Consider the following 23,291-nt stretch of genomic DNA (forward strand, 5'->3'; position numbering starts at 1 on the left):
CGCCTGGCCGCCGCCGCCGCGCTGCGGCCGGAAGGCCATGCCGAGCTGGATCTGGCGGCGCTGGGCCAGGATTCGGTGGCGGTCGCCGCGCTGGGCCGGTTGCTGGCGCTGGTCTCCGGCCGCCCCTATGCCCCGGCCGCGCCGGCCGTCCTCGCCCTGCTGCGCCGCGGGGAGGGCACGCTGGCCGGCGCCTGGCTGCACCCGCGCCCCGGACGCCCCGCCTTGCTGGCGCGGGAGGCGGCGGGGCTGGCTCCGCCCGTCCCCGCCTGCCAGGGAGCGGTCTGGGATGGCCGCTTCCGCCTCATCGGCCCCGGGGACCCTGTCTGCCGCCTCGGCGCGCTGGGCCCGGCCGCCGCCGCCCGCCTGCGGGACCGGGCGCCTCTACCGGCGGTGGCATTGGCCGCGCTTCCCGCCATTTGGCACCACGCCGCGCTGGTGGCGGTGCCCCACCTGCACTATCCTGGGCTTGAGGCCTCGGCCCGCTTCGCGACCATCCTGGCCCCGACCATCGCCGGGGGCGGGTGAATCCTGGGCGGTGGCATTCCCTGCCGGCACCAGCATCCCTATCTGGTGGGGCAGGAACAGGGCATCTTGCCCAAAGTGGCATGGCGAAGCGGGGTCGTCCCGCCGGGCCGTGGCGGGAACGGGAAATGAATCGGTGAATAATTTCGGCCGCAACCTGGCGCTCTGGGTCATCGTGGCTCTGCTGCTGGTAGCGCTGTTCAACCTCTTCACGCCCAGCACCAGCACCCAGCGCGGCGCGCAGCAGGTGGCCTATTCCGAATTCCTGAACGAGGTCGGCGCCGGCCATGTGCGGGAGGTGCAGATCCAGGGCCGCACCGTCACCGGCCAGCTCACCGATGGTCGGACCTTCCAGAGCTACACGCCGGAGGATCCGAACCTCGTCAGCCGCCTGACGGAGAAGGGCGTGCGCATCATCGCCCGGCCGGAGGAGAGCGACGTCAACCCGCTCTTCCACTACCTGCTTTCCTGGTTCCCGATGCTGCTGCTGATCGGCGTCTGGGTCTTCTTCATGCGCCAGATGCAGTCGGGCGGCGGCCGGGCCATGGGCTTCGGCAAGTCCCGCGCCCGGCTGCTGACCGAGAAGCAGGGCCGCGTGACCTTCGAGGACGTGGCCGGCATCGACGAGGCCAAGGGCGAGCTGGAGGAGATCGTGGAGTTCCTGCGCGACCCGCAGAAATTCCAGCGCCTCGGCGGCAAGATCCCGAAGGGCGTGCTGCTGGTCGGCCCCCCGGGTACCGGCAAGACGCTGCTCGCCCGCGCCATCGCCGGCGAGGCGAACGTGCCCTTCTTCACCATCTCGGGCTCCGACTTCGTCGAGATGTTCGTCGGCGTCGGCGCGTCCCGTGTCCGCGACATGTTCGAGCAGGGCAAGAAGAACGCCCCCTGCATCATCTTCATCGACGAGATCGATGCGGTGGGCCGCCATCGCGGCGCCGGCCTCGGCGGCGGCAATGACGAGCGCGAGCAGACGCTGAACCAGATGCTCGTCGAGATGGACGGCTTCGAGAGCAATGAGGGCGTCATCCTCATCGCCGCGACCAACCGGCCGGACGTGCTGGACCCGGCGCTGCTGCGCCCCGGCCGCTTCGACCGCCAGGTGGTGGTGCCGAACCCGGACGTGCAGGGCCGCGAGAAGATCCTCCGCGTGCATATGCGCAAGGTCCCGCTGGCCTCCGATGTCGATCCGAAGGTGATCGCCCGCGGCACGCCCGGCTTCTCCGGCGCCGATCTGGCGAACCTCGTCAACGAGGCCGCCCTGCTCGCCGCCCGCACCGGCCGCCGCACCGTCGGCATGCATGAGTTCGAGCAGGCCAAGGACAAGGTGCTGATGGGCGCCGAGCGCCGGTCGCTCGTCATGTCCGAGGACGAGAAGCGCATGACCGCCTACCACGAGGCGGGCCATGCCCTCTGCGCCCTGAAGCTGCCGGAATGCGACCCGGTGCATAAGGCCACCATCATCCCGCGCGGCCGCGCGCTGGGCCTGGTGATGTCCCTGCCGGAGGGCGACCGCTACTCCAAGCACAAGTCGAAGCTGCTGCAGGAGCTGGCGATGGCCATGGGCGGCCGCGTCGCCGAGGAGCTGATCTTCGGCCCGGACAAGGTCTCCAACGGCGCCAGCGGCGACATCAAGATGGCGACCGACCAGGCCCGCCGGATGATCACCGAATGGGGCATGTCCGAGAAGCTCGGCATGATCGCCTATGGCGAGAACAGCCAGGAGGTGTTCCTGGGCCACTCCGTGACCCAGTCCAAGAACCTCTCCGAGGAGACGGCGCGGCAGATCGATGGCGAGATCCGCCGGATCATCGACGAGGCCTATGCCAAGGCGAAGCAGCTCCTCTCCGAGAACATCGACGAGCTGCACCTGCTGGCCAAGGGGCTGCTGGAGCACGAGACCCTCTCGGGCGACGAGATCCGGCAGGTGATCCGCGGCGAGCCGATCATCCGCAACCGGCCGGATGAGCCGGTGCCGCAGGGGCGGGGCAGCGTGCCCTCCTCCGGCCGGACGCCGCGCCCCAACCCGGGCGGCTTCAACCCGGCGCCCGCGCCGGGCGCCTGATCCACCGCCCGGAGGCCACTCACGGCCTTCGCGGAACGACGAGCCTCGGCAGGGCCCCGAACGTGTCTGCGTTCGGGGCCCTTGCTATGAGGGCGCCATGGTCGAACGCATCCTCGAACCTCTTGCCCTCACCACCGGCCCCGCGGCCCGCCAGGGCCTGCCCTTCCAGGGCGGCCCCGCCGGCTTCCTCCTCGCCCGGCTGATCGAGGACGGCGCCGAGCGCGGCATCCTCCCGGCCAGCGCCATTCCGGCCGAGTGGCAGGACCTCCTTCCCCCCATCACCGCCGCGCCGCCGCCCTTCGCCGGCCTCGTGCCGAAGCTTCCGGGCGGGCCGCTCGTCATGGGTATCGTCAACGTCACGCCGGACAGCTTCTCGGGCGATGGCGTCGCCGCCGAGGCCGCCATCGCCCAGGGGCAGGCCATGCTGGCGGCGGGCGCCGACATCCTCGACATCGGCGGCGAGAGCACCCGCCCTGGCGCCGCGCCGGTGCCGCCCGAGGAGGAGATCGCCCGCATCCTGCCGGTGGTCCGCGCCCTGGCCTCGCTCGGCCCCGTTTCCATCGACACGCGCAACGCCGCCACCATGGCGGCCGCCCTCGATGCCGGCGCCCGCATCGTCAACGACATCGCGGCCCTCAGGCATGACCCCGAAGCGCCCGCCCTGGTCCGCCGCAGCGGCGCCCCGGTGGTGCTGATGCACATGCTGGGCACCGACCCTCGCACCATGCAGGACGACCCGCGCTACGACGACGTGGCCGTGGAGGTCTTCACCTTCCTCCGGGACCGCATCGTCGCGCTGGGCCTGCCGCCCGCCCAGGTCGCGGTCGATCCCGGCATCGGCTTCGGCAAGACCCTGGCGCACAACCTGGCCCTGCTGGACCGGCTGCCCATCCTCGCCGGCCTCGGCTGCCCGATCCTGCTGGGCGCCTCCCGCAAGGCCTCGCTCGGCCGCCTCGCCGGCGCCGCGGAGCCGGGGCGGCGCCTGGCCCCGAGCCTCGCCGCGGCGCTGACCGGCACCGCCCGGGGCGCCGCCATCCTCCGCGTGCATGACGTGGCGGAGACGGTGCAGGCGCTGAAGGTCTGGCGCGCCGCTACCGGCTGACGCACCAGCCACCCGGGACGAGGCGGCCACCTCTTTCCTGGAGCAGCCAATCTCCGACCTTTTGGACCCCGCCATGGTCCGTCAGATCGTCGGCCGCTCCAGGTGTCCCGGGCCGGTAACCTCGCCCTTGGCTACTCCGCCGCAAGCGGCAGCGCAGCCGCGAAGCGGCCAAGCCCGATGCGGTCGGCGAAGCTGCGCCCGCGACGCGGCAGCCCATCCGCCGGCGCTGCCGTCACGCCGTAATAGTCAAGGAGCGTGGGGAAGATATCGAGGATCGAGCAGCGCCCCGGATGCACCGCATGGCTGCCGGTCTTGAACCACAAGACGCTGTCCGGGTGGTGCATCCCGGCCTTGATATGGGGCACGCGGCAGAAATGCTCGAAGAAGGGCAGCGTCGCGTTGCTGCCCCGCGCCAGGGAAGGCTGCGCCTCGGCCGGCAATTCCACGCCGATGCCGCAGCCGAAGAACAGCGTGTTCTCCGGCGCCGGGTCGAAGGTGAAGAGCGGCCGGCCTTCCAGATGCGCCGCTGCCAGCTTGGCGCGGGCGGCCGCAGTGGCGTCGGCATCGGGGAAGGTGGCGGAATACCGGTGCGCCATCACCGGCAGCAGCAGTGTCGGCTGCACGCCCATGCGGGCCAGAAGGTCCTTGGCGTCATGCGGCCGGTAATAGCGCCGCCCGGCGCCCGGGTTGGGCTGCTGGCTGAGCGCGGTGGAGAGCACCAGCATCGCGCCGTCCCGCTCCAGCGCCATCAGATCCGCCAGCACGGCATCCATCTGCTGGTCGCCGTAGAGGATGGCGTCGCGATGCTCGCTGTCCTCGAAATCCTCCGCCGGCAGGGCGAATTGCGTCGGCTCCAGCAAGCGGAAATAGACGTGCCGGAAATGCGCCGTGCTGTTGAGGAAGAAGGAGGCGAAATCCGGCCGGTCCCGCTTCCAGAAGCGCAGGAACAGGTCGAGCTGCAATTTGTCCAGCAGCGCGGCCCGCTTCCAGCCGGCCTGGCGGTTGCCGAGCTTCTCCAGCAGCTGCCGGCCGATCGCCATCAGCGTGTTGCCGCGCAGCCCGTGCGTCGCGAGGAAGGAGAAGAACCGCGCATATTCCGCGCCGCCGACGCCAGCCGCGGCGTTGCTGTTCTCCTGCACCTTGCTGACGACGATGCGCTGATAGGCGGCAAGCTCCGCCGGATAGGGCGGTTCCGTGCTGCACCAGGCGTCGGGCAGGTAGAAGCATCCCGGCGCAGCAAAGGCGCCCGCATTGATGCCGGCGAAACTGCCGACGCTGTGCCCGTCCGCCAGCAGCGCGTGCCAGATATCGGTGAAGCCGGCCCACGGCCCGTCGATCAGATAGAATACTTTATGCTGATTATAGCCGAGGCTGGTATGCAGCGAGTACCACTGGATCCAGGGCTCCAGGTATTGCTACTTGGTGACGTCGGCGGTGCCGGTCAGGACCTGGGCGCTGTCGTGGAACCGGCGGAAATTCGGCAGCCTGCCTTCGGCCATCCAGCGGTTCAAAAGCCCCGGGCACAGCTCGTTGAACTCGATGAGGATGATGCGCCGGCCATGACCGCCCATGGCCCGCCCCCCTGGTCTCGCCATCGCTGGATCCATATTCACGATATCTCTAAAATTGCAAAGTTTCTCCGAAAAGACCAGGCAGGAAAAATTCCAGGCAAGTTATGATGGGGCCTGCGGCACTCCCTGCCGATTGTCTGGACACCGCTTCCGGTGTGGCGCTAGGCCAGCGCGGAGCAGTTGCATATGGCACCCGGTTCATGAACGCACCCATGTCCACCCCCGCCCGCCGTCTCTTCGGCACGGATGGCATCCGCGGCACCGCCAACAAAGCGCCGATGGACGCCGCGACGGCGCTGCGCCTCGGCCAGGCCGCCGGCCGCGTCTTCAACCGCGGCACCCACCGCCACCGGGTCGTCATCGGCAAGGATACCCGCCTCTCCGGCTACATGCTGGAGCCGGCCCTGACGGCGGGCTTCATCGGCACGGGCATGGATGTGGTCCTGGTCGGCCCCCTGCCGACGCCGGCCATCGCCCTTCTCACCCGCAGCCTCCGCGCCGATCTCGGCGTGATGATCAGCGCCAGCCACAACCTCTTCGAGGACAACGGCATCAAGCTGTTCGGCCCGGACGGGCTCAAGCTCTCGGATGCGCAGGAGGCGGAGATCGAGGCGCTGATGGCAGGCGACCTCGCCGCCGGCTTGGTCGCCCCCGCCCGGCTCGGTCGCGCCAGCCGCATGGAGGATGCGCCAGGCCGCTATATCGAGGCGGTGAAGCAGTCCTTCCCCCGCCACCTGACGCTGGAGGGGCTGCGCGTCGTCGTCGATTGCGCCCATGGTGCCGCCTACAAGGTGGCGCCCACCGTGCTGTGGGAGCTGGGGGCGGAGGTCGTCGCCATCGGCGATGCGCCGGACGGCTTCAACATCAACCGCGGCGTCGGCTCCACCGCCCCGGCCCGGCTGGCCGAGCTGGTGCGGGAACGCCGGGCGGATATCGGCATCGCGCTCGACGGCGATGCCGACCGCGTGGTGCTGGTGGACGAGAACGGCACGCTCATCGACGGCGACCAGATCCTCGCCCTCATCGCCGAGAGCTGGCACGCCCAGGGCCGGCTGCGCGGCGGGGCCGTGGTCGCCACCGTCATGTCCAATATGGGGCTGGAGCGGCGGCTGAAGGCGCGCGGCCTCTCGCTGCTGCGCACCGCGGTGGGCGACCGCTATGTGGGCGAGCGGATGCGGGAGACGGGCTGCAATCTGGGTGGGGAGCAGTCCGGCCACCTCATCATGACGGATTTCGGCACCACCGGGGACGGGCTGATCGGCGCATTGCAGGTCCTCTCCGTTCTGGTCGAGGAGAAGCGCCCCGCCAGCCAGGTCTGCCGGCGGTTCGAGCCGCTGCCGCAGCGCCTGGTCAATATCCGCTTCGCCGGCACCTCCCCGCTGGAGGATCCCGGGGTGCAGGCGGCGATCGCGGCGGAGGAGGCGCGCCTTGGCGAGCGCGGCCGGGTGCTGATCCGCGCCAGCGGCACGGAGCCGGTGATCCGCGTGATGGCGGAGGCGGAGGAGGAGGCGCTGGTGCAGGACAGCGTCACCTGCCTGGCGGACACCATCCGCGCCCGCGCCGCGCTGCGCGGCTGATCCGCTTCCCTCGCCGGCAGGCGAGGGCCGGGCCACAGCAGCCTCCGGCCTGACGGATCACGGCGCGATCCGTCAGGCCCGAGATAAGCTGCTCTGGGACTTGTATTTTCCGGAGCAAGAAATCCGGTCGGGTGGTCCCACCGAGCGGATATTGCTCTAGAGAGGGCGGCGCGGCGACCGCACGCGCCACCCGCACCACGCTTCGGACCCTTCGCATGACCCAAGGCCGAGTCCTCATCATTGCCGGCTCCGATTCCGGTGGCGGCGCCGGCATCCAGGCCGATCTCAAGGCGGTCACCGCGCTCGGCGGCTATGCTGCCACCGCCATCACCGCGCTGACGGCGCAGAACACCGAGGGCGTCTTCGGCGTGCTGCCGGTGCCCACCGATTTCATCCGCCAGCAGATGGAGCTGGTGCTGCGCGACATCGGCGCCGATGCGCTGAAGACCGGCATGCTGCATGACGCTCTGACCATCGAGACGGTGGCCGATGTGCTGGAGGCCGAGGCGCCGGGCGTGCCCCTGGTGGCGGACCCGGTGATGGTGGCGAAGGGCGGCCATGCCCTGCTCCAGCCGGAGGCGGTGGCGACCCTGAAGCGCCGCCTGCTGCCGCTGGCCGCCCTCATCACCCCGAACCTGCCGGAGGCGGAGGTGCTGCTCGGCCGCCCCGTCCCCGATGCCGCCGCCATGCCGGGGGCGGCGGAGGAGCTGCTGGGCCTCGGCCTCAAGGCGGTGCTGCTGAAGGGCGGGCATCTGCCGGGGGAGGAGGTGGTGGACATCCTCGCCACCCCGGCCGGGGTGATGCGCTTCGAGGACCGCCGGATCGAGACCCGCCACACCCATGGCACGGGTTGCACCCTGGCCAGCGCCATCGCCGCTGGGCTGGCGCAGGGGATGCCGATGGGGGCGGCGGTGGCCCGGGCCAGGCGCTATGTGCGGGCGGCCATCCTGGCGGCGCCGGGCTTTGGCAAGGGGCATGGGCCGCTGGGGCATGGGGTGACGGTGGATCCGGGGAGGGTGTGAAGGGGGCTCCGCCCCCTTGCCCCCGGCAGAGGGCGCTGCCCTCGGCACTCCCGCCGGGGCCAGGACCTGGCCCCGGACCCCGGTGTGAGTTTCAGGTCCGAGGGTTCGGCTGGCACGCCCCAAACTCAAGGTTTCCAAAGGCCCTTCGGCCTTTGGCGGGGAGAGTTTGAGAGGGGCAGCGCCCCTCTCAATCCTCGGCCGGTGGTGCTGAAAGATCCTCGTAGAGCAGCCGCGCCTCCGCCGCCGGCCCCCGCCGGTCTCCCAGCCCGACCACGCGCCAGATCTTCACCACCCCGCGCTCCGCGGAGCCGAGCGCGAGGGTCAGCACATCCCCCGGCCGCAGCTTGGCATGTGCCTTCAGCGTGGGCTGGCGGTTGATGCGCACCGCCCCCTGCTCGATCAGCTTCGCGCAGGCGCTGCGCGTCCGCGCTACCCGCGCGCACCACAGCCAGAGGTCGAGGCGCTGCCAGTCGCGGTCCTCGCCCGGCTCCGCCACCGCTCAGCCCCGCAGGAAGGAGGCCGGACGCCGCCTCAAGCGCCCGACCGCAGCTTGAGCTGCGCCAGGACGGCGAAGGGCGAGTCCGGATCCGGCCCGCTCGGCGCCGCCGGCTTGGCCGCCTGGGCCGCACCGCGATCCTCCTCCCGCCGCGGCGGGCGGTCCGGCCGGCCTTCCCCGCGGGGGAAGCGCGGGCCGTCGCCGCGCGGCGGGCGGGGCCCGTCCTTGCCGCGGTTCCGGTCGCCGCCGCCCTTCCAGGGGGCGCCGGGGCCGCGGGCCTCCATGACCACCGGGCGGCGCCGCATCTCCTGCGGGATGGGCGGACCGTAGAAGATCATCTCCGGGCTGTTCGGCGGCGGCAGCGGAGGCAGGGGCGGCAGCGCCGACTCGTTCCGCTCCCGCGCCTCGCGCGGCGGGCGGCGATCGCCGTCGCGGTTGCCGAAATCGCGGTTGCGCTCCCGGTCGCGCGGCGGGCGGCCATCCTGCGGCCGTCCCTCATGGCGGCCCTCCGGCCGGCGCTCCCGCTCCGGGCGGCCCTCATGCCGTGGCGGCCGGTCGCCCTGGCGCTCGCCCTCGGGCCGCCTTTCGCCATGGTGGCGCGGGCCGCCATGTCGCTGCCCCTCCCTTTGCCCCTCGCGCGGGCCCTGGCCCGGCCGCGGGCCGCGGTGGTGGTGCTGCGGCCGCGGCTGGGCCACGCGCAGCGGCGTCGGCGGGCCGTACTGGCCTTCCTCCAGCGGCACCGGCTCCAGCAGCCGGAAGCCGAGCGCCTGGAGCGCCACCCCCAGCATATCCGCCTTCACCCCCAGCCGGCTGGCGAGGTCGGGCGGCGGCGGCGCCGGGGCGCGGCGGGTGAGGTAGGCCAGCTCGCCGGCAATGCGCTCCGCCACGTCCAGCCGCAGCAGCACCGGGCCGGCCGGCAGCCAGCCCATGGCCTGGGCGAAGCCGGTGGGCCAGCCGGCCGGCGGCGGCGGGTTCGCCTCGCCTTCCGCCGCCTCGCGGATCTGCAGCGCCACCAGCCCAGGGGCGGGCAGGGCGGGCGTCTCGATGTTGCGGATGAGCGACCAGATCTGCGCCCGCAGCGCCATGGCGCGCGGCTTCAGCGCCTCGGGCACGAAGAGCGCATAGCGCCCGGCCCGCACGCCGATGGCCTTCAGCTTCTGCCGCAGGTCCGGCGGCACCGTGCCATCCGTATTGCCCGGCGCCAGGCCAAGCGATTCACGCAGCTGGTAGGCCGGGCCGCGCAGCGCGCCCTCGGCCTCCGCCTTGGCTTCCACCGTGGTGAGGATGGCGAGCTCGCGGGCGATCAGCCCCTCGACATATTTCGCCAGCCGGGCCCGCACCCGCTCCCGCTGCGCGCCGTCCAGGAATTCGGAGGGCAGCACCTCCACCTGCGGCTTGGAGGGCTCGGGGCCCGGGCGCAGCCGCGCCACCTCGGCGGGCTCGCCGCCATGGCTGGTCCAGGTGATGCGGTGGGCGGGGGTCAGCCCGAAGGCCTCGTCCTTCGCCGTCTCCAGCGCGGCGACGCGGCGCGGCATCTCCTCCTTCAGGGCGACGCGGGCGGCGCGGAGGATGAGCTTGCGCTGCTCCTCCGTCTCCGCCTCCGCCTCCGGGTGGAAGAGGAAGCCGGAAACCTTGCCGACGGGGTGGCCTTCCACCACCACCTCGCCCTGGCGGGTGACGGCGGAAACCAGCTCCTCGCCCTCCACCTCCTCCAGCCGGCGGATCAGGTGGGCGGCGCGGCGGTCCACGAAACGGGCAGTCAGACGTTCATGCAACGCGTCGCTCACGGCATCCTCGGCCTTGCGGGCTTCCGCCTGGAAGGTCGCGGCATCGCGGGTCCAGTCGGCGCGGGCGGCGATGTAGGACCAGACGCGGATATTGGCCAGCCGCGCCATCAGCGTGTCCAGGTCGCCTTCGGTATTGCCGCATTGGGCGATCTGGCCGGCCACCCAATCATTCGGCAGCGCGCCGTCCTCCGCCAGATGGCGGAAGATGCGGCCGCAGAGCCGCATATGGCTGTCATCCGCCAGCTTGCGGAAATCCGGCACCTGGCAGGCTTCCCAGAGCAGCGCGACGCGGCTGCGGCCGCTGGCGAGCCCCCGGATCTCGCTCTCCCGCGCCAGCATGGAGAGGGTGATGTGATCGTCCGCGTCATGCCCCTTGCTGAGGCCGGGCTGCGGCGGCGGCGCGGCCAGGCTGTCCAGCAGCGCATCGACGCTGGTGAAGTCCAGCTCGCTGTTGCGCCAGGCGAGGGTCTGCAGGGTCTCGAATTGATGCTCTTCGATCTTCTGGACCATTTCCTCCGGCAGCGGCGGGCAATCGCCCGTGGTGCCGAAGCTGCCGTCGCGCATGCCGCGGCCGGCGCGGCCGGCGATCTGCGCGGCTTCCTGCGCCGTCAGCATCCGCGCCGCATGGCCGTCGAATTTCTGCAGGGAGGCGAAGGCCACATGGTCCACATCCATGTTGAGCCCCATCCCGATGGCATCCGTCGCCACCAGGAAGTCCACCTCCCGGTTCTGGTAGAGCGCCACCTGGGCATTGCGCGTGCGGGGCGAGAGGCGCCCCATCACCACCGCGCAGCCGCCGCGGCGGCGGCGGATGGCTTCCGCGATCGCATAGACCTCCGCCGCGCTGAAGGCGACGACCGCGCTGCGCGGCGGCAGACGGGTGAGCTTCTGCGGGCCCGCATGGGTGAGCTGGGAGAGGCGCGGCCGCGTCTCCACCTCGGCCTGCGGCACCAGGCGCTGCAGCAGCGGCCGGATGGTCTCGGCGCCCATGAACATGGTCTCGACCATGCCGCGGGCATTCAGCAGCCGATCGGTGAAGACATGGCCGCGATCCGGATCGGCGCAGAGCTGGATCTCGTCCACTGCGACGAATTCCACGCGGCGGTCGAGCGGCATCGCCTCCACCGTGCAGGCGAACCACTTCGCCTCCGGCGGGATGATTTTTTCTTCACCCGTGATCAGGGCGACGTGCTTCTCGCCCTTGGCGGCCACCATGCGGTCGTAATTCTCGCGCGCCAGCAGGCGCAGCGGGAAACCGATGATGCCGCTGCTGTGCGCCAGCAGGCGGGTGATCGCGAGATGGGTCTTGCCGGTGTTGGTCGGACCCAGCACGGCCTTCACGCGGGCGTCAAACATGGGGGCGGGGGCTCGGCATGTTGCCGCATCCATGAGCCGGACGGGCGGGATTTGCAACCGCACGCCGGGGACGGGGTGCGGGAAGTCGCCGAAGGGCGGCGGCGGCGCCGGTGGGCGGAAGATGATTGCGCCGGTGCGGCCGCCCCGCTACGCGCTTGCGGCCCGGGGATGCCGGCGGCCCCAGGCCCCCTCGGCTTTTTCCGGCGTGGCCCGCCCATCCCTTCCACCCCCTGGGCCCGGGCGTGCAGGGGGGCAGGACAGGAGCACGAGCCTGACGCGGGACGCCGCCCTCGATCGTACCGCGCCGGATCGCATGGCCCCGTGGCGCTTCGCCCTGGTCTTCGCCACGCAATTCATCGTGCCCGGCGTGCTGATGCCCTTCCTGCCCGTGGTGCTGGCGGGGCATGGGCTTTCCGCCACCGAGATCGCCACGGTGCTGGCCGGCGCCTCCGCCGTCCGGCTGGTGGCAGCGCCCGCGGTGGGGCGCGGCACGGATGGCTGGGGCGATGCGCGGGGCGTGCTGCTGCTGGCCGCCACCGGCGCCACCTGCACCGTCACCGGCTATGCGCTGGGCCAGGGCTTCGCCGGGCTGCTGCTGCTCGCCCTGCTGCATGCGCTGGTCGGGGCGCCCATCATGCCGCTCTCCGATGCGCTGGCGGTCTCCGCCTCCCGCCAATTCGGCTTCGATTACGGCCGGGTGCGCTCGGCCGGCTCCGCCAGCTTCATCCTGGCCGCCATCGGGGCCGGGCTGGCGGTGCAGGCCTTCGGGGCTGTCAGCGTCATCTGGCTGGCCGCCGCCGCCTATGCCGGCACGGCGCTGGCGGTGGCCCGGCTGCCGCGCCTGGCGGCGAGCGGGGGTGGCGGGGGCGGGCTGGCGGCGCCCTTCGCCTTTCCCGCCTTCCGCCGGGTGCTGCCGCTTTCGGCGTTGATCCAGGGCAGCCATGCGCTGGTCTATGGCTTCGGCACGCTGCACTGGCAGGCGGCCGGGCATTCCCCCGCCGTGGTCGGGCTGCTCTGGGCGGAGGGGGTGGTGGCGGAGGTGGTGCTCTTCCTGTGCAGCCGCCCTCTGGTGGAGCGCCTCGGCCCCGCGGGGCTCGCCGCGCTGGCGGCCGGGGCCGGGGTGCTGCGCTGGGGGCTGCTGGCGGAGACCACCTGGCTGCCGGCCCTCGCCCTGGCCCAGCTCCTCCACGCCCTGACCTTCGGCGCCATGCACTTGGCCGCCATGCGGGTGCTGGGGACGCTGCCGCCCGGCCAGGCGGCGCGGGCGCAGACCCTGCACGCCTCGCTCGGCACCGGCCTCGCCTCCGGCCTGCTCACCTTCCTCGCCGGGCCGCTCTACGCCGCCTGGGGCGGGGCGGGGTTCTGGGTCATGGCGGGGCTCTGTGCCATGGCCCTGCCGCTGACGCTCCGCCTGCGGACAGCAATGCGCTGAGAGCATCGAGGGGCCGCCTGCGTAACCGCTTCACCTGTAGAAACTTTGCCGTAACCTAAGACGCAATTGGCGCTGCCCACCCGCCGCCCGCAACCGGCCGGCGGCGGTCCGGACGGCGCCGACATGGCAGGCGACTCCTCCGGGGCCGGCATGGCGACGGCACCGGGGGCATTCGCCACTGGGGAGCCGCTTGGCATGCTGCTGCACCTTGCCCTGAATCGTCTCATCCGCACCGGCACCCTCACCGTCCGCTACCCGGACGGGGCGGAGCACCGCTATGGCGGCGGCCCCGGCCCCAGCGCGGGCATGCATATCCGCGACTGGAAGGCGGCAAGGCGCCTCGCCCTCGACCCCGCCCTGGCGGGCGGGGAGCTCTACATGGAGGAGCGGCTGGCACCGCTGGAGGGCGACCTCTACGACCTCGTCGAGGTCTTCATGCTGAACCTCGAGACCGAGGACACGCCGGCGACCCGGCTGCTGGAGCAGGGGCGGCGGCTGGTCCGGCGCCTGGCCCAGTACAACCCGGCCGGCCGCGCCCGGCGCAACGTGGCGCATCACTACGACCTGGATTCACGGCTCTTCCGCCTCATCCTCGATGCCGACCAGCAATATTCCTGCGCCTATTTCCCGACCGGGCGGGAGACGCTGGAGGAGGCGCAGGCGGCGAAGAAGCGGCACATCGCCGCCAAGCTCTGCCTGGACCGGCCGGGGCTCGAGGTGCTCGACATCGGCTGCGGCTGGGGCGGCATGGCGCTGACCCTGGCGCGGGAGTGGGGGGCACGGGTCACCGGCCTCACCCTCAGCACGGAGCAGCTGGGGGTTGCCCGCGCCCGGGCGGCGGAGGCGGGGCTGGCCGACCGCGTGCGGTTCGAGCTGCTTGACTACCGCGCCTGGGGGCAGCCGGTGGACCGCATTGTTTCCGTGGGCATGTTCGAGCATGTGGGGATCGGCCACTACCCGGCCTTCTTCGAGACGGTGCGGCGGGCGCTGCGGCCGGACGGGGTGGCGCTGATCCATGCCATCGGCCGCGCCGCGGGCCCGGCCTTCACCAACCCCTGGCTGGCGAAATACATCTTCCCGGGGGGGTACTCCCCGGCCTTGTCCGAAGTGCTGCCGGCGGCGGAGCGCAGCGGGTTGTGGGTGACGGACATTGAGATCCTGCGGTTGCACTATGCCGAGACGCTGCGGCACTGGCGCCGCCGCTTCGCCGCCAACCGGGAGACGATCCGGGCGCTGTATGACGAGCGCTTCTGCCGGATGTTCGAATTCTACCTGGTGGGGTGCGAGCTGGCCTTCCGCCGGTCCGACCACATGGTCTGGCAGATGCAGGTGGCGCGGGACCGGGCGGCGGTGCCGCTGACGCGGGACTACATCACGGCGGCGGAGCAGGCGGCAGTGGGGTAGGGGCGGCGTGCCGCATGGCTGTTGCCCTGGCGGGGCAGGGCGTGTATCCACCCGGCGCCCACCGGCCCCCCTTGGGGATCAAGCCGACATAGCTCAGCGGTAGAGCAACTGATTCGTAATCAGTAGGTCCGCGGTTCAAATCCGCGTGTCGGCACCATTCTCCTCGAGGCGTTTGGATCCCCCTCCGCGAACACGTCGAGAATCTCTCCAACCGGCTTGTCCAATATTCTGCGTTCTTGCCATGTTCTGTTCATGGCGGGGGCATGCGCGGGATTGCTGTGGATATCTCCGCCCGAGGCATTGCGCCGTGAAGGCGACGGTGTACCCGGCATAACAGATGGCCGGCTCTGCGCCGCGCGAGCGGCAGCCCCTGACTCGAAGATCCGCGCCATGGACGAGGACCGGAGTGGCTGCCGCTGCGTTGAGGCGTTCGGTGGGAAACGCTGCTACGCTGACGCCAAGCCAGGATCAGACCGAAATCCAACGCGCCAGACGCTCGTGTCCTTGCCTCAGCTGTTTCCGGCCGGCCGGTCCGGCGACGCCGAGCCGGCGCCCGAGGACCGGCGCGATCCCCGACCCGAGCACACAGCGCCGAGGCCCGACCGATGCCGACCCTGATGACCCGCCCAAGCTTCGAGAGACTGGCACAGGTGCGCGCCCAACTGCTCGATCAGGGCTTCCCCGCTGCCGCACCCGAGTGCGCGGGCGTCGCCGGCCTGTTCCTGCCCTGGGCCGGCCGGCGCCTGACCGAGGCGGGCGGCATCTACTGGGTGGGAGCCGCCACCGAGGGCGACTACGGCGCCGAGCGCGAGCAGAGCTTCGAGGCCTGCCACGAGAGGGCTGCCAGGCTCTGTGACCGAGGACCGCACGCGCAGGCCCATACGCCGCTCTGGCTCTTTCTCGACGGGCTGACGCGGGAACTGCTCGGCGGGTCCTACGACACGACGGCGGAGCGCTGGGGCTGGTCCAACCTGCTCAAGATCGGCTGGAGCGCCGGGGCGCCGGAGGGCTGGCCGGCGGAGCTGGTCGAGCGCCAGCAAGCGGCCTGCGCCGCGGCGCTGCGCGAGGAGCTCGCAGCCCTGCGCGGAAGCCTCGTCTTCGTGGGATCGCAGGACGACTTCGGCATCCTCGGCGAGGCGCTCGGCGGCATGCCGGACTGGCATGGTGAGCAGGACGAGGCCGCTGGCATCTGGTGGTTCCGGGACGAGGCCTCCGGCAACCTCATCGTCCATGGCTGCCATCCCAGAGCCGCACGCCGGAGCCACTTCTCCGAGACGGCGATCGAGCGAACGGTGCTGCTCGCCCGGAACCTGCTGCCCCACCTGGCCTGACGGCTGGGCCCAGGACCCGGCCCAGCCCGACATCCCACGATACGGCAGCGGCGCGGGCCGCAGGACCGGGCACGATCCGGCTTCGGCAATGAATCGGCCGGGCCGCCACGCAGCGTGGCGCCGGCGCGGATGGCCAGGGCAATGCCGCCTGCGCCTACCGGGTTCAGGTCGTCCGGGCCGCAGGTTCCACGAAGGGGCATGCGGAATGTGGCAACCCTGCTCCGCGCGGCGGCGTTGCGCGCAGATCGAAGGACCATACCTGCGTCAACCAGGCCATCGACGACAGCGATGCCGGCAGCGTCGTGACGCCCATCCTCCGCATCGCCTGAACCCGGCTGCACGTCACGGCCCTCGTGGCCGCACGCATGAAGGAGCCCGCATGGACGTCCTCCTCAAGGTGAATGGCACGGAGCACCGCCTCGCGGTGGATGTGCGCACGACGCTGCTGGACGCGCTGCGGGAGCGGCTGGAGCTGACCGGCACCAAGAAGGGCTGCGACCTCGGCCAATGCGGCGCCTGCACGGTGCTGATGGATGGCCGGCGCGTGCTGTCCTGCTTCATCCTGGCCGTCGCGGCGCAGGAGGCGGAGATCGCCACCATCGAGGGGCTGGCTGGGGAGAACGCGCCGCTGCACCCGATGCAGCAGGCCTTCCTCGACCAGGACGCCTACCAATGCGGCTATTGCACGCCGGGCCAGATCCTCTCTGCCATCGCCTGCGTGCAGGAGGGGCATGCGAATTCGGCTGACCAGATCCGCGAGTACATGAGCGGCAATCTGTGCCGCTGCGCCGCCTATCCGAAGATCGTCGCCGCCGTGCAGCAGGCGAAGCCGCTGATGGAAGGCTCCTGACATGCGCCCCTTCAGCTACCAGCACCCCAGAAGCACCATGGCGGCGCTCGCGCTGGCCGCGCAGCATGTCGCCCGCCCGGGCGAGGCGCGCAGGCCGGCTCCGGCGCGGTACCTCGCCGGCGGCACCAACCTGCTGGACCTGATGAAGATCGGCGTGGACCATCCGGCCACGCTCATCGACATCGCGGCGCTGCGGCAGGAGCATGGCCGGATCGAGGCCGATGAATCGGGCCTCAGCCTCGGCGCCCTGGTGCGCATGGCCGAGGCGGCGGAGCATCCGGCGGTGCTGCGCGACTATCCCGCCATCGCCCAGTCCCTGCAGCTCGCCGCCAGCCAGCAGCTGCGCAACATGGCGACGCTGGGCGGCAATGTGTTGCAGCGGACACGCTGCAACTACTTCCGTGACCCGAGCTGGCCGGCCTGCAACAAGCGGATGCCCGGCAGCGGCTGCGCCGCGATGCAGGGCGTGAACCGCCGGCTTGCCGTGCTCGGCGTCAGCGAGCACTGCATCGCCCACTACCCTGGCGATTTCGCCAATGTCCTCGCGGCCTTCGGCGCCGAGCTGGACCTCCTGGCCCCGGACGGCACCGCGCGCCGCATTCCCTTCGAGGAGCTGCACCGGCTGCCCGGCGGCACGCCGCATATCGAGACGAACCTGCAGCCCGGCGAGCTGATCACCGGCTTCCGCGTGCCCGCGGGGCCATGGACCCGGCGGTCGCTCTACCTGAAGATCCGCGACCGCGACTCCTACGATTTCGCCCAGGCCTCGGCCGTGGTGGGGCTGGACCTGCAGGATGGCGTCGTGCGGGAGGCGCGGATCGGCCTGGGCGGCCTGGTGGCGAAGCCCTGGCGCGCGCATGCGGCGGAGGCGGCGCTGAACGGCCAGAGGCTCGATCGGGCGGTCGCCGAGGCGGCGGCGGCCGCCGCCTTCCAGGACGCGGTCACCCATGGCGAGAACGCCTTCAAGCCTGAGCTCGGGCGCCGCACCCTGGTGCGCGCGCTGCTCCAGGCCGCGGCGATGGAGGCCTGACCATGCCCGACGGCACGCACACCACCATCGGCCAGCCCGCGATCCGCATCGATGGCCGCGCCAAGGTCACCGGCATGGCCCGCTACGCCTCGGATGAGGTGGTGGCGAACCCGGCCCACGCCTTCCTCGTCACCAGCGCCATTGCGCGCGGCCGGGTGCGGGGCTTTCGCCTGGAGGCGGCGCGGGCCGTCCCCGGGGTTCTCGATATCCTGACGCATGAGAATGTGGGCGGGGAGGCGGAGAAGCCCCAGCCCATGTCGGGCGGCGACACCACGACGACGCTGGAATCCGACCGGATCTGGCATGACGGCCAGATCATCGCCCTGGTGCTGGCGGAGAGCTTCGAGGCGGCGCGCGAGGCGGCGCACAAGGTGGAGGTGGATTACGAGGCCGAGACGCCTGCGGCCAGCTTCGGCAGCCCCGGCGCCGAGGAGGAGGTCCGCGAGGCCGGCGAGCACAAGGACTACAAGCTGGGCGATGCGGCGGCCGCCTTCGCCGCGGCCGAGGTGAAGGTGGATGCGCGCTACGGCACGCCGACGCAGCACCACAACCCGATCGAGCTCTACACCACCACCTGCGAATGGCGCGGCGGCAAGCTGACGGTCTATGAGTCCAGCCAGTTCGTCTATGGGTTGCGGGCCAGCCTGGCGAAGCAGCTCCGGATGGACCCCGGCGACATCCATGTCGTCTCGCGCTTCGTCGGCGGCGCCTTCGGCTCGCGCGGCGGCATCACTGCCCGCACCGCCTGGGTCGCGGTCGCGGCGCGGCGGCTGAACCGGCCCGTGCGGCTGGTGCCGACCCGCGACCAGGGCTTCACCATCGTCACCTATCGCGCCGAGACACGGCACCACATCCAGCTTGGCGCGACGCGCGACGGCAGGCTGACGGCGCTGCGGCATGAGGGCTGGGAGGTCACTTCGCGCCCCTCGCAGTACAATGTCTCGGGCACCGAGACGACAGCGCGCATCTATGCCTGCCCGAACATCCTGACCAAGGTGAACATCGTCCATGCCGACCGGAACACGCCGGGCTTCATGCGGGCGCCGCCCGAGACGCCCTATATGTTCGCGCTCGAGACGGCGATGGATGAGCTGGCCGTCTCCCTCGGGATGGACCCGGTCGAGCTGCGCCGCGTGAACGAGCCGGAGCGCGACCCGGCGACGGGCAAGCCCTTCAGCTCCCGCTCCCTGATGCCATGCTTCGACCAGGGGGCGGAGCGCTTCGGCTGGAAGCGGCGCAACCCGTCGCCGGGCGCCATGCGCGAGGGGGAGTGGCTGGTCGGCTGGGGCTGCGCCGCGGCGGCCTATCCGGCGAATATCGGCCCGGCGGCCTGCCGCGTAACCCTGACGGCGGAGGGAAGGGCACGGGTGCAGATCGCGGCGCATGACATCGGCACGGGCGCCTATACCGCCATCGCCATCACCGCCGCCGACCGGCTGGGCCTCGAACTCGGCCAGGTGCTGGTCGAGCTGGGGGGCACGGAGCTCCCTGCCGCCGGGCTGGCCGCCGGCTCCAGCCACACCGCCGGGATCTGCAACGCGGTGGCGAAGGCCTGCGAAGGCGTCCGCCAGCGCCTGGCGCAGGCCGCGGTGACAAGCAATGAGGGGAAGCTGGCGGGTCTGGACCCTGCCTCCCTGACGCTCTCCGCCGGTGCCCTGCGCGGGCCGGGCGGCGCTGCCGAGGCGCTGCCGAAGGCGCTGGCCCGCGCCGCGCCCGGGGCGCTGGAGGTCTATGCCGAGAACATCCCGCAGGGGCTGCCACCAGAGTCCATCGGCAAGGTCTATCAGGGCCAGATGGCCATGTCCCGCGGCCACAGCCGCGAGGATGCCACCACCTACACCTTCGGCGCGCAATTCGTGGAGGTGCGGGTGCATGAGCTGACGCGGGAGATCCGGGTGCCGCGCGCCGTCGGCGCCTTCGCCGCGGGCACCATCGTCAACCCGCTCACCGCCTACAGCCAGTATATGGGAGGGATGATCTGGGGCATCGGCGCCGCGCTGCACGAGGCGACCGAGATCGACCCGCACGCCGCCCGCTACGTGAACGACAACATCGCCGAGTACCTGATTCCGGTGAACGCCGATGTGCGCAGCATCGAGGTCATCATGGTGCCGGAGCAGGATTCCCAGGTGAACCCGCTCGGCATCAAGGGCATCGGCGAGATCGGCATCGTCGGCATGAACGCGGCGATCTCCAACGCCGTGTGGCACGCGACCGGCAGGCGCATCCGGGAACTGCCGATCCGGATCGAGGATCTGCTCTGAGGCGGGGGCGGCAAGCCCTCGTCCTTCAGGCCTGCGGACGCACCCTGCTGATGACGAAGCCGCTGCGTGGCAGGGCAGGGAGCCTTGCCATGTCGATCCGCAGATCCTGCTCCGGCACCTCATAGGCGAGGTGCCGAACCAGGAAACCCGTCACCACCTTCATCAACTCGATCGTGACCCATTCCCCTGCGCAGCGGTGGCCGAGGTCATGGTCGCCGCCGCCTTGCGGGATGAGGTTGAAGGGGCTGCCATCCCATTCCAGGAAGCGCTCCGGGCGGAACTCCTCCGGTGCCTCCCAGCTCCGCGGGTCATGGTTGGTGCCATACAGGTCCAGGATCACCCGCCGGCCCCGGGGGAAGCGGTAGCCCTGCCACTCGAAGCCATGCCGCACCCGGGCCGCGACGGCGGGGAAGAAGGGGTAGAAGCGCCGCACCTCCTGCACGAACATCTCCGCATAGCCGGCCTCCCCGGCTTCGAGCCGCCGGCGGCATTCGGGATGCCGGTGCAGCGCATGGGCGATGAAGGTGAGGAAGACTGCGATGGCGACGGTGGGCCGCAGCAGGTTGAGCAGCTCCACCGCGACGATGCGTCGGGGCAGCAGCGCCCCCTTCAGGTCCCGGTGCAGCGCGATGGCCCGCAACGGGCTCTGCGCCGGCGGATCGAGATGGCCGGCGCGGACCTGCCTGACGAGTTCCGCGATCCAGCCCTCGCCCCGCCAGCGGGCCAGCCGCGACTGCCAGTGCCGTGCGCTGACGGCGCCGGCCGCATCGAACATCAGGGCGAGGTCCCGGCTCCGCCGGGCGACATCCGCTTCCGGCAGCGGCACCTCGCACCAGGCGCAGACAGCCCGGGTCAGCACCTCCTGCATGGCGTCGTAGAGCACCACCTGCTCCATTCTCGCCCATCGCTCCACCTCGGTGCGCAGCGCGGCGGCGGTCAGCTCTCCGAGCTGCGCGATCCGCGCCGGAGTCATCAGCGCCATGAACATCTGCTTGCGGTGCCGGTGCGCGGCATCGTCCAGGCCCTGCACGCCCCCCTTGCCGAGCAGGGTCGCGCGGATCGGCTCCGGCATCGCGCCGCCCCGCATGAAGCGGTCCTGGTCGTAGAAGAGCCGCGCCGCCTCGCGTCCGCGCATGAAGATGGTGCGTTGGAGCAGCAGCCGGCCCTCGAAGAGGTCGGTCCCGTAGTGCCGGCACCTGTCCCCAATGAACTCATAGGGCGCGCGGAGCAGGTCCGGCGCGAGGTCGAAACTCGCATCGCGTGGCATGCGGGGCACAGGCTGCCTCCTTCTTCCCGGTGATCCCGTTCGGTGCGCGACGAGCGAGCGCAGGGCCGGCGCCCGATTCGGTGCGATCCTCTGCCCGAGATGGCAGCGGTGCCCGGCGCCGGTGAGCATGAGCGGTGCGCTCGCACGGAAGTTCCAGCCCGCGGCCCGTGCCGCCTCGGGCTATGCCGTCGGGCGGAACGGATCGGGGCAGCCTGCCGTTGCCTCGCTGTCCCCATCCGCGCCGCGCGACGACGGAGAACCCTGCATGCCGAGCATCGGCAGACGGCACCAGGCCAGCATCTTCCTTTCTGGCCTCGCCGGGCGGCGCCGGCGTGTCCCGGTCGCGCCGGACGCGCTGGAACGCGCGGCGCTGGCCAGAATGGGCGGCGACGCCGCCGCCTATGTCGCGGGCGGTGCGGGCATGGAGCGGACGATGGCGGCCAACCGTGCTGCCTTCGACCGCTACAGGCTCGTGCAGCGCCCCCTGCGCGATGTCTCCGGCCGCGACCTCTCGGCGGAGCTGTTCGGCCGCCGCCTGCCGCTGCCGCTCCTGCTCGCCCCGATCGGCGTGCTGGAGATGGCGCACCGGCAGGCGGACCTCGCCGCCGCCCGTGCCGCGGCCGCCGAAGGCATCCCCTTCATCGCCTCCAGCCAGGCCTCCCACCCGCTGGAGGCGATCGCCGGGGCCTGCGGCGCCGGGCCGCGCTGGTTCCAGCTCTACTGGTCATCGAGGAACGAGCTGGTGGAGAGCTTCCTCAGCCGGGCCGAGCGGGCGGGCTATGAGGCGATCGTGGTCACCCTCGACACCACCGAGCTCGGCTGGCGGCCGCGCGACCTGGACCGCGGCTACCTGCCCTTCCTGCGCGGGCGCGGCATCGCCAACTATCTTTCGGACCCGGTCTTTCACCGCCTGCCCGCCGAGGGCGGCGCCCCGGGCGAGCACCCCCGGCCGGGGCTTGGCCTGCTCCGCTCCGCGGCGGAGCTGCTGCGCGCCTGGCCCGGGAACCCGCTCCGGGCCCTGGCCTCGGGCGAGGCGCTGCGGGCGGTGCGGCGCTTCATCGCAATCTATTCGCGCCCGGACCTGACCTGGGACGACCTGCCCTTCCTGCGCGACCGGACGCGCCTGCCGATCCTGCTCAAGGGGATTCTTCACCCGGAGGATGCGCGCCGGGCGGTGGAGGCCGGCATGGATGGCGTCATCGTCTCCAACCATGGCGGGCGGCAGGTGGACGGGGCGGTGGCGGCGCTGGATGCGCTGCCGGGCGTCGCCGATGCGGTCGGGGGCAGGGTTCCGGTGCTGTTCGATAGCGGCGTGCGCAGCGGCGCGGATGCGCTCAAGGCCCTCTGCCTCGGCGCCAGGGCGGTGCTGGTCGGCCGCCCCTATGTCTATGGGCTGGCGCTGGCCGGCGAGGCGGGCGTCCGCGACGTCATCCGGGATCTCGCGGCGGATCTCGATCTGACGCTCGGGCTGGCGGGGCATCGCAGCCTGGGCGAACTCGACCGGTCCGCGCTTGCCATCGGCGGCGCCATGCCGGGTTGATTGGTCCGGGCCCGCTGCCGATGGAGGTGCAGGGGCGGTTGCAGGGCGTGCTTTTCCTCGAGAGCACGCAGCGGATGGCCTTCGACGCCGAGGATGGGCAGGTGCTGACCCTGGTGGCGCGGCTGCTCGGCATGGCGATCGCGCTGGCCGAGGCCGGGGAGGCCGCTGCCTCGGGATCGCCGGGCCCGGCGCCGCTGGCTGCGGACCGTCCCGTGCCGGTCGCGCACCACGCGCAGGACGACAGCGTGTTCATCGAGCGCGAATATCTGGTGAAGGGCGTTCCCGGCCGTCTGCCGATGTGGATGCTCGGGGCCCATCAGGCGGCCGGGCGGCGGGTTTCACCAACCGCGAGATCCGCGCCGATGCCGCGCTGCGCCTGCCGGAGCCGAAGGACAATCTGGAGGCGCGCCTCCTTCTGCTGCTGAGGCGGCTAGATGTTTGGTTTCGGGATTTGGTGGTGCGGGTCATGGATGAACCTGGACGGCTCCTCTGTCCAGGCTTTGCAGATAGCTTCGGAGGGTGTGAGGCCGGGTAGGGTCTTCAGCCGGCGGGCGAAGTTGCAGGCGATGATGACGTTGGCCAGGTGCTGTCGGAGCTGCTGGTGGCTCTCGTAGTGGAACCGCTTGACGGTGGCCTCTTTGATGGTTCGGTTCATTCGCTCGACCTGACCGTTGGTCC

The 23,291-nt window shown here is 71.7% G+C and carries 16 protein-coding genes, 1 tRNA gene and 3 pseudogenes; 14 read left to right on the forward strand and 6 right to left on the reverse strand.

All coding sequences use genetic code 11. The features are described 5' to 3' along the window. From NJ376_RS25740 to folP, 3 genes and pseudogenes are all read left to right on the forward strand, one after another. Positions 1 to 525 (forward strand): annotated as a pseudogene (locus NJ376_RS25740) (hypothetical protein); the annotation flags it as partial. Positions 526 to 658: 133 nt separating this feature from the next. Further along, positions 659 to 2,584, forward strand: a complete 1,926-nt coding sequence (gene ftsH, locus NJ376_RS25745) for an ATP-dependent zinc metalloprotease FtsH (RefSeq protein ID WP_252956229.1) — start codon at positions 659 to 661, stop codon at positions 2,582 to 2,584. 97 nt (positions 2,585 to 2,681) lie between these two features. Continuing rightward, the gene (folP, locus tag NJ376_RS25750; protein WP_252956230.1) at positions 2,682 to 3,686 is read left to right on the forward strand and encodes a dihydropteroate synthase; all 1,005 of its coding nucleotides are present in this window, start codon (positions 2,682 to 2,684) and stop codon (positions 3,684 to 3,686) included. Positions 3,687 to 3,817: 131 nt separating this feature from the next. Here the strand turns inward: folP and NJ376_RS25755 are convergent, their stop codons facing one another. Together NJ376_RS25755 and NJ376_RS25760 are read right to left on the reverse strand one after the other, a co-directional pair. Beyond that, the gene (locus NJ376_RS25755; RefSeq protein ID WP_252956231.1) at positions 3,818 to 4,825 is read right to left on the reverse strand and encodes an alkaline phosphatase family protein; all 1,008 of its coding nucleotides are present in this window, start codon (positions 4,823 to 4,825) and stop codon (positions 3,818 to 3,820) included. Between the two features lie 276 nt (positions 4,826 to 5,101). Further along, the gene (locus tag NJ376_RS25760) at positions 5,102 to 5,281 is read right to left on the reverse strand and encodes a hypothetical protein (protein ID WP_252956232.1); all 180 of its coding nucleotides are present in this window, start codon (positions 5,279 to 5,281) and stop codon (positions 5,102 to 5,104) included. Positions 5,282 to 5,469: 188 nt separating this feature from the next. On the opposite strand from NJ376_RS25760, the gene glmM reads away from it, so the two are divergent. Next, entirely contained in the window at positions 5,470 to 6,834 is a 1,365-nt protein-coding gene (glmM, locus tag NJ376_RS25765; RefSeq protein WP_252956233.1) for a phosphoglucosamine mutase, read from the forward strand. A 215-nt stretch (positions 6,835 to 7,049) separates the two neighbouring features. Next, complete coding sequence (thiD, locus tag NJ376_RS25770) at positions 7,050 to 7,856, forward strand: bifunctional hydroxymethylpyrimidine kinase/phosphomethylpyrimidine kinase (protein WP_252956234.1); 807 nt, start codon at positions 7,050 to 7,052, stop codon at positions 7,854 to 7,856. A gap of 187 nt (positions 7,857 to 8,043) precedes the next feature. Here thiD and NJ376_RS25775 read toward each other — a convergent pair whose 3' ends face one another. Continuing rightward, positions 8,044 to 8,352, reverse strand: coding sequence for an RNA-binding S4 domain-containing protein (locus NJ376_RS25775; RefSeq protein ID WP_252956235.1), 309 nt, complete (start codon positions 8,350 to 8,352; stop codon positions 8,044 to 8,046). 596 nt (positions 8,353 to 8,948) lie between these two features. Next, positions 8,949 to 11,495, reverse strand: a pseudogene (locus tag NJ376_RS25780) (helicase-related protein); the annotation flags it as partial. Between the two features lie 313 nt (positions 11,496 to 11,808). On the opposite strand from NJ376_RS25780, the gene NJ376_RS25785 reads away from it, so the two are divergent. The 7 genes from NJ376_RS25785 to NJ376_RS25815 all read left to right on the forward strand — a co-directional run bounded on the left by NJ376_RS25785 (position 11,809) and on the right by NJ376_RS25815 (position 19,806). Next, entirely contained in the window at positions 11,809 to 12,927 is a 1,119-nt protein-coding gene (locus NJ376_RS25785) for an MFS transporter (RefSeq protein WP_252956236.1), read from the forward strand. A gap of 195 nt (positions 12,928 to 13,122) precedes the next feature. Beyond that, a complete protein-coding gene (locus NJ376_RS25790; RefSeq protein WP_252956237.1) occupies positions 13,123 to 14,331 on the forward strand; it encodes an SAM-dependent methyltransferase in 1,209 nt (402 codons plus the stop codon). 82 nt (positions 14,332 to 14,413) lie between these two features. Beyond that, positions 14,414 to 14,488: transfer RNA gene (locus NJ376_RS25795), tRNA-Thr, on the forward strand. Positions 14,489 to 14,948: 460 nt separating this feature from the next. Next, the gene (locus NJ376_RS25800; RefSeq protein WP_252956238.1) at positions 14,949 to 15,662 is read left to right on the forward strand and encodes a hypothetical protein; all 714 of its coding nucleotides are present in this window, start codon (positions 14,949 to 14,951) and stop codon (positions 15,660 to 15,662) included. Between the two features lie 379 nt (positions 15,663 to 16,041). Beyond that, positions 16,042 to 16,512 carry a (2Fe-2S)-binding protein gene (locus NJ376_RS25805; RefSeq protein ID WP_252956239.1) on the forward strand — a complete coding sequence of 157 codons (471 nt, stop codon included), beginning with the start codon at positions 16,042 to 16,044 and terminating at the stop codon, positions 16,510 to 16,512. A gap of 1 nt (position 16,513) precedes the next feature. Continuing rightward, positions 16,514 to 17,542 (forward strand): FAD binding domain-containing protein, encoded by a 1,029-nt coding sequence (locus tag NJ376_RS25810; protein WP_252956240.1) that lies wholly within the window; start codon positions 16,514 to 16,516, stop codon positions 17,540 to 17,542. A 2-nt stretch (positions 17,543 to 17,544) separates the two neighbouring features. After that, positions 17,545 to 19,806, forward strand: a complete 2,262-nt coding sequence (locus NJ376_RS25815) for a xanthine dehydrogenase family protein molybdopterin-binding subunit (RefSeq protein ID WP_252956241.1) — start codon at positions 17,545 to 17,547, stop codon at positions 19,804 to 19,806. A gap of 25 nt (positions 19,807 to 19,831) precedes the next feature. Here NJ376_RS25815 and NJ376_RS25820 read toward each other — a convergent pair whose 3' ends face one another. Continuing rightward, positions 19,832 to 21,073: a cytochrome P450 gene (locus NJ376_RS25820; RefSeq protein WP_252956245.1), complete on the reverse strand. Its 1,242-nt coding sequence runs from the start codon at positions 21,071 to 21,073 to the stop codon at positions 19,832 to 19,834. A 265-nt stretch (positions 21,074 to 21,338) separates the two neighbouring features. Here NJ376_RS25820 and NJ376_RS25825 point away from each other — a divergent pair, with 265 nt between their 5' ends. Next, complete coding sequence (locus NJ376_RS25825) at positions 21,339 to 22,613, forward strand: alpha-hydroxy-acid oxidizing protein (RefSeq protein ID WP_252956242.1); 1,275 nt, start codon at positions 21,339 to 21,341, stop codon at positions 22,611 to 22,613. Between the two features lie 101 nt (positions 22,614 to 22,714). Beyond that, positions 22,715 to 23,038, forward strand: a complete 324-nt coding sequence (locus tag NJ376_RS25830) for a hypothetical protein (protein ID WP_252956243.1) — start codon at positions 22,715 to 22,717, stop codon at positions 23,036 to 23,038. 5 nt (positions 23,039 to 23,043) lie between these two features. On the opposite strand, the pseudogene NJ376_RS25835 reads toward NJ376_RS25830, so the two are convergent. Further along, positions 23,044 to 23,291: pseudogene (locus NJ376_RS25835) on the reverse strand (integrase core domain-containing protein); the annotation flags it as partial.

The sequence above is a fragment of the Siccirubricoccus soli genome, from assembly GCF_024178315.1.
GTDB lineage: Bacteria > Pseudomonadota > Alphaproteobacteria > Acetobacterales > Acetobacteraceae > Siccirubricoccus > Siccirubricoccus soli.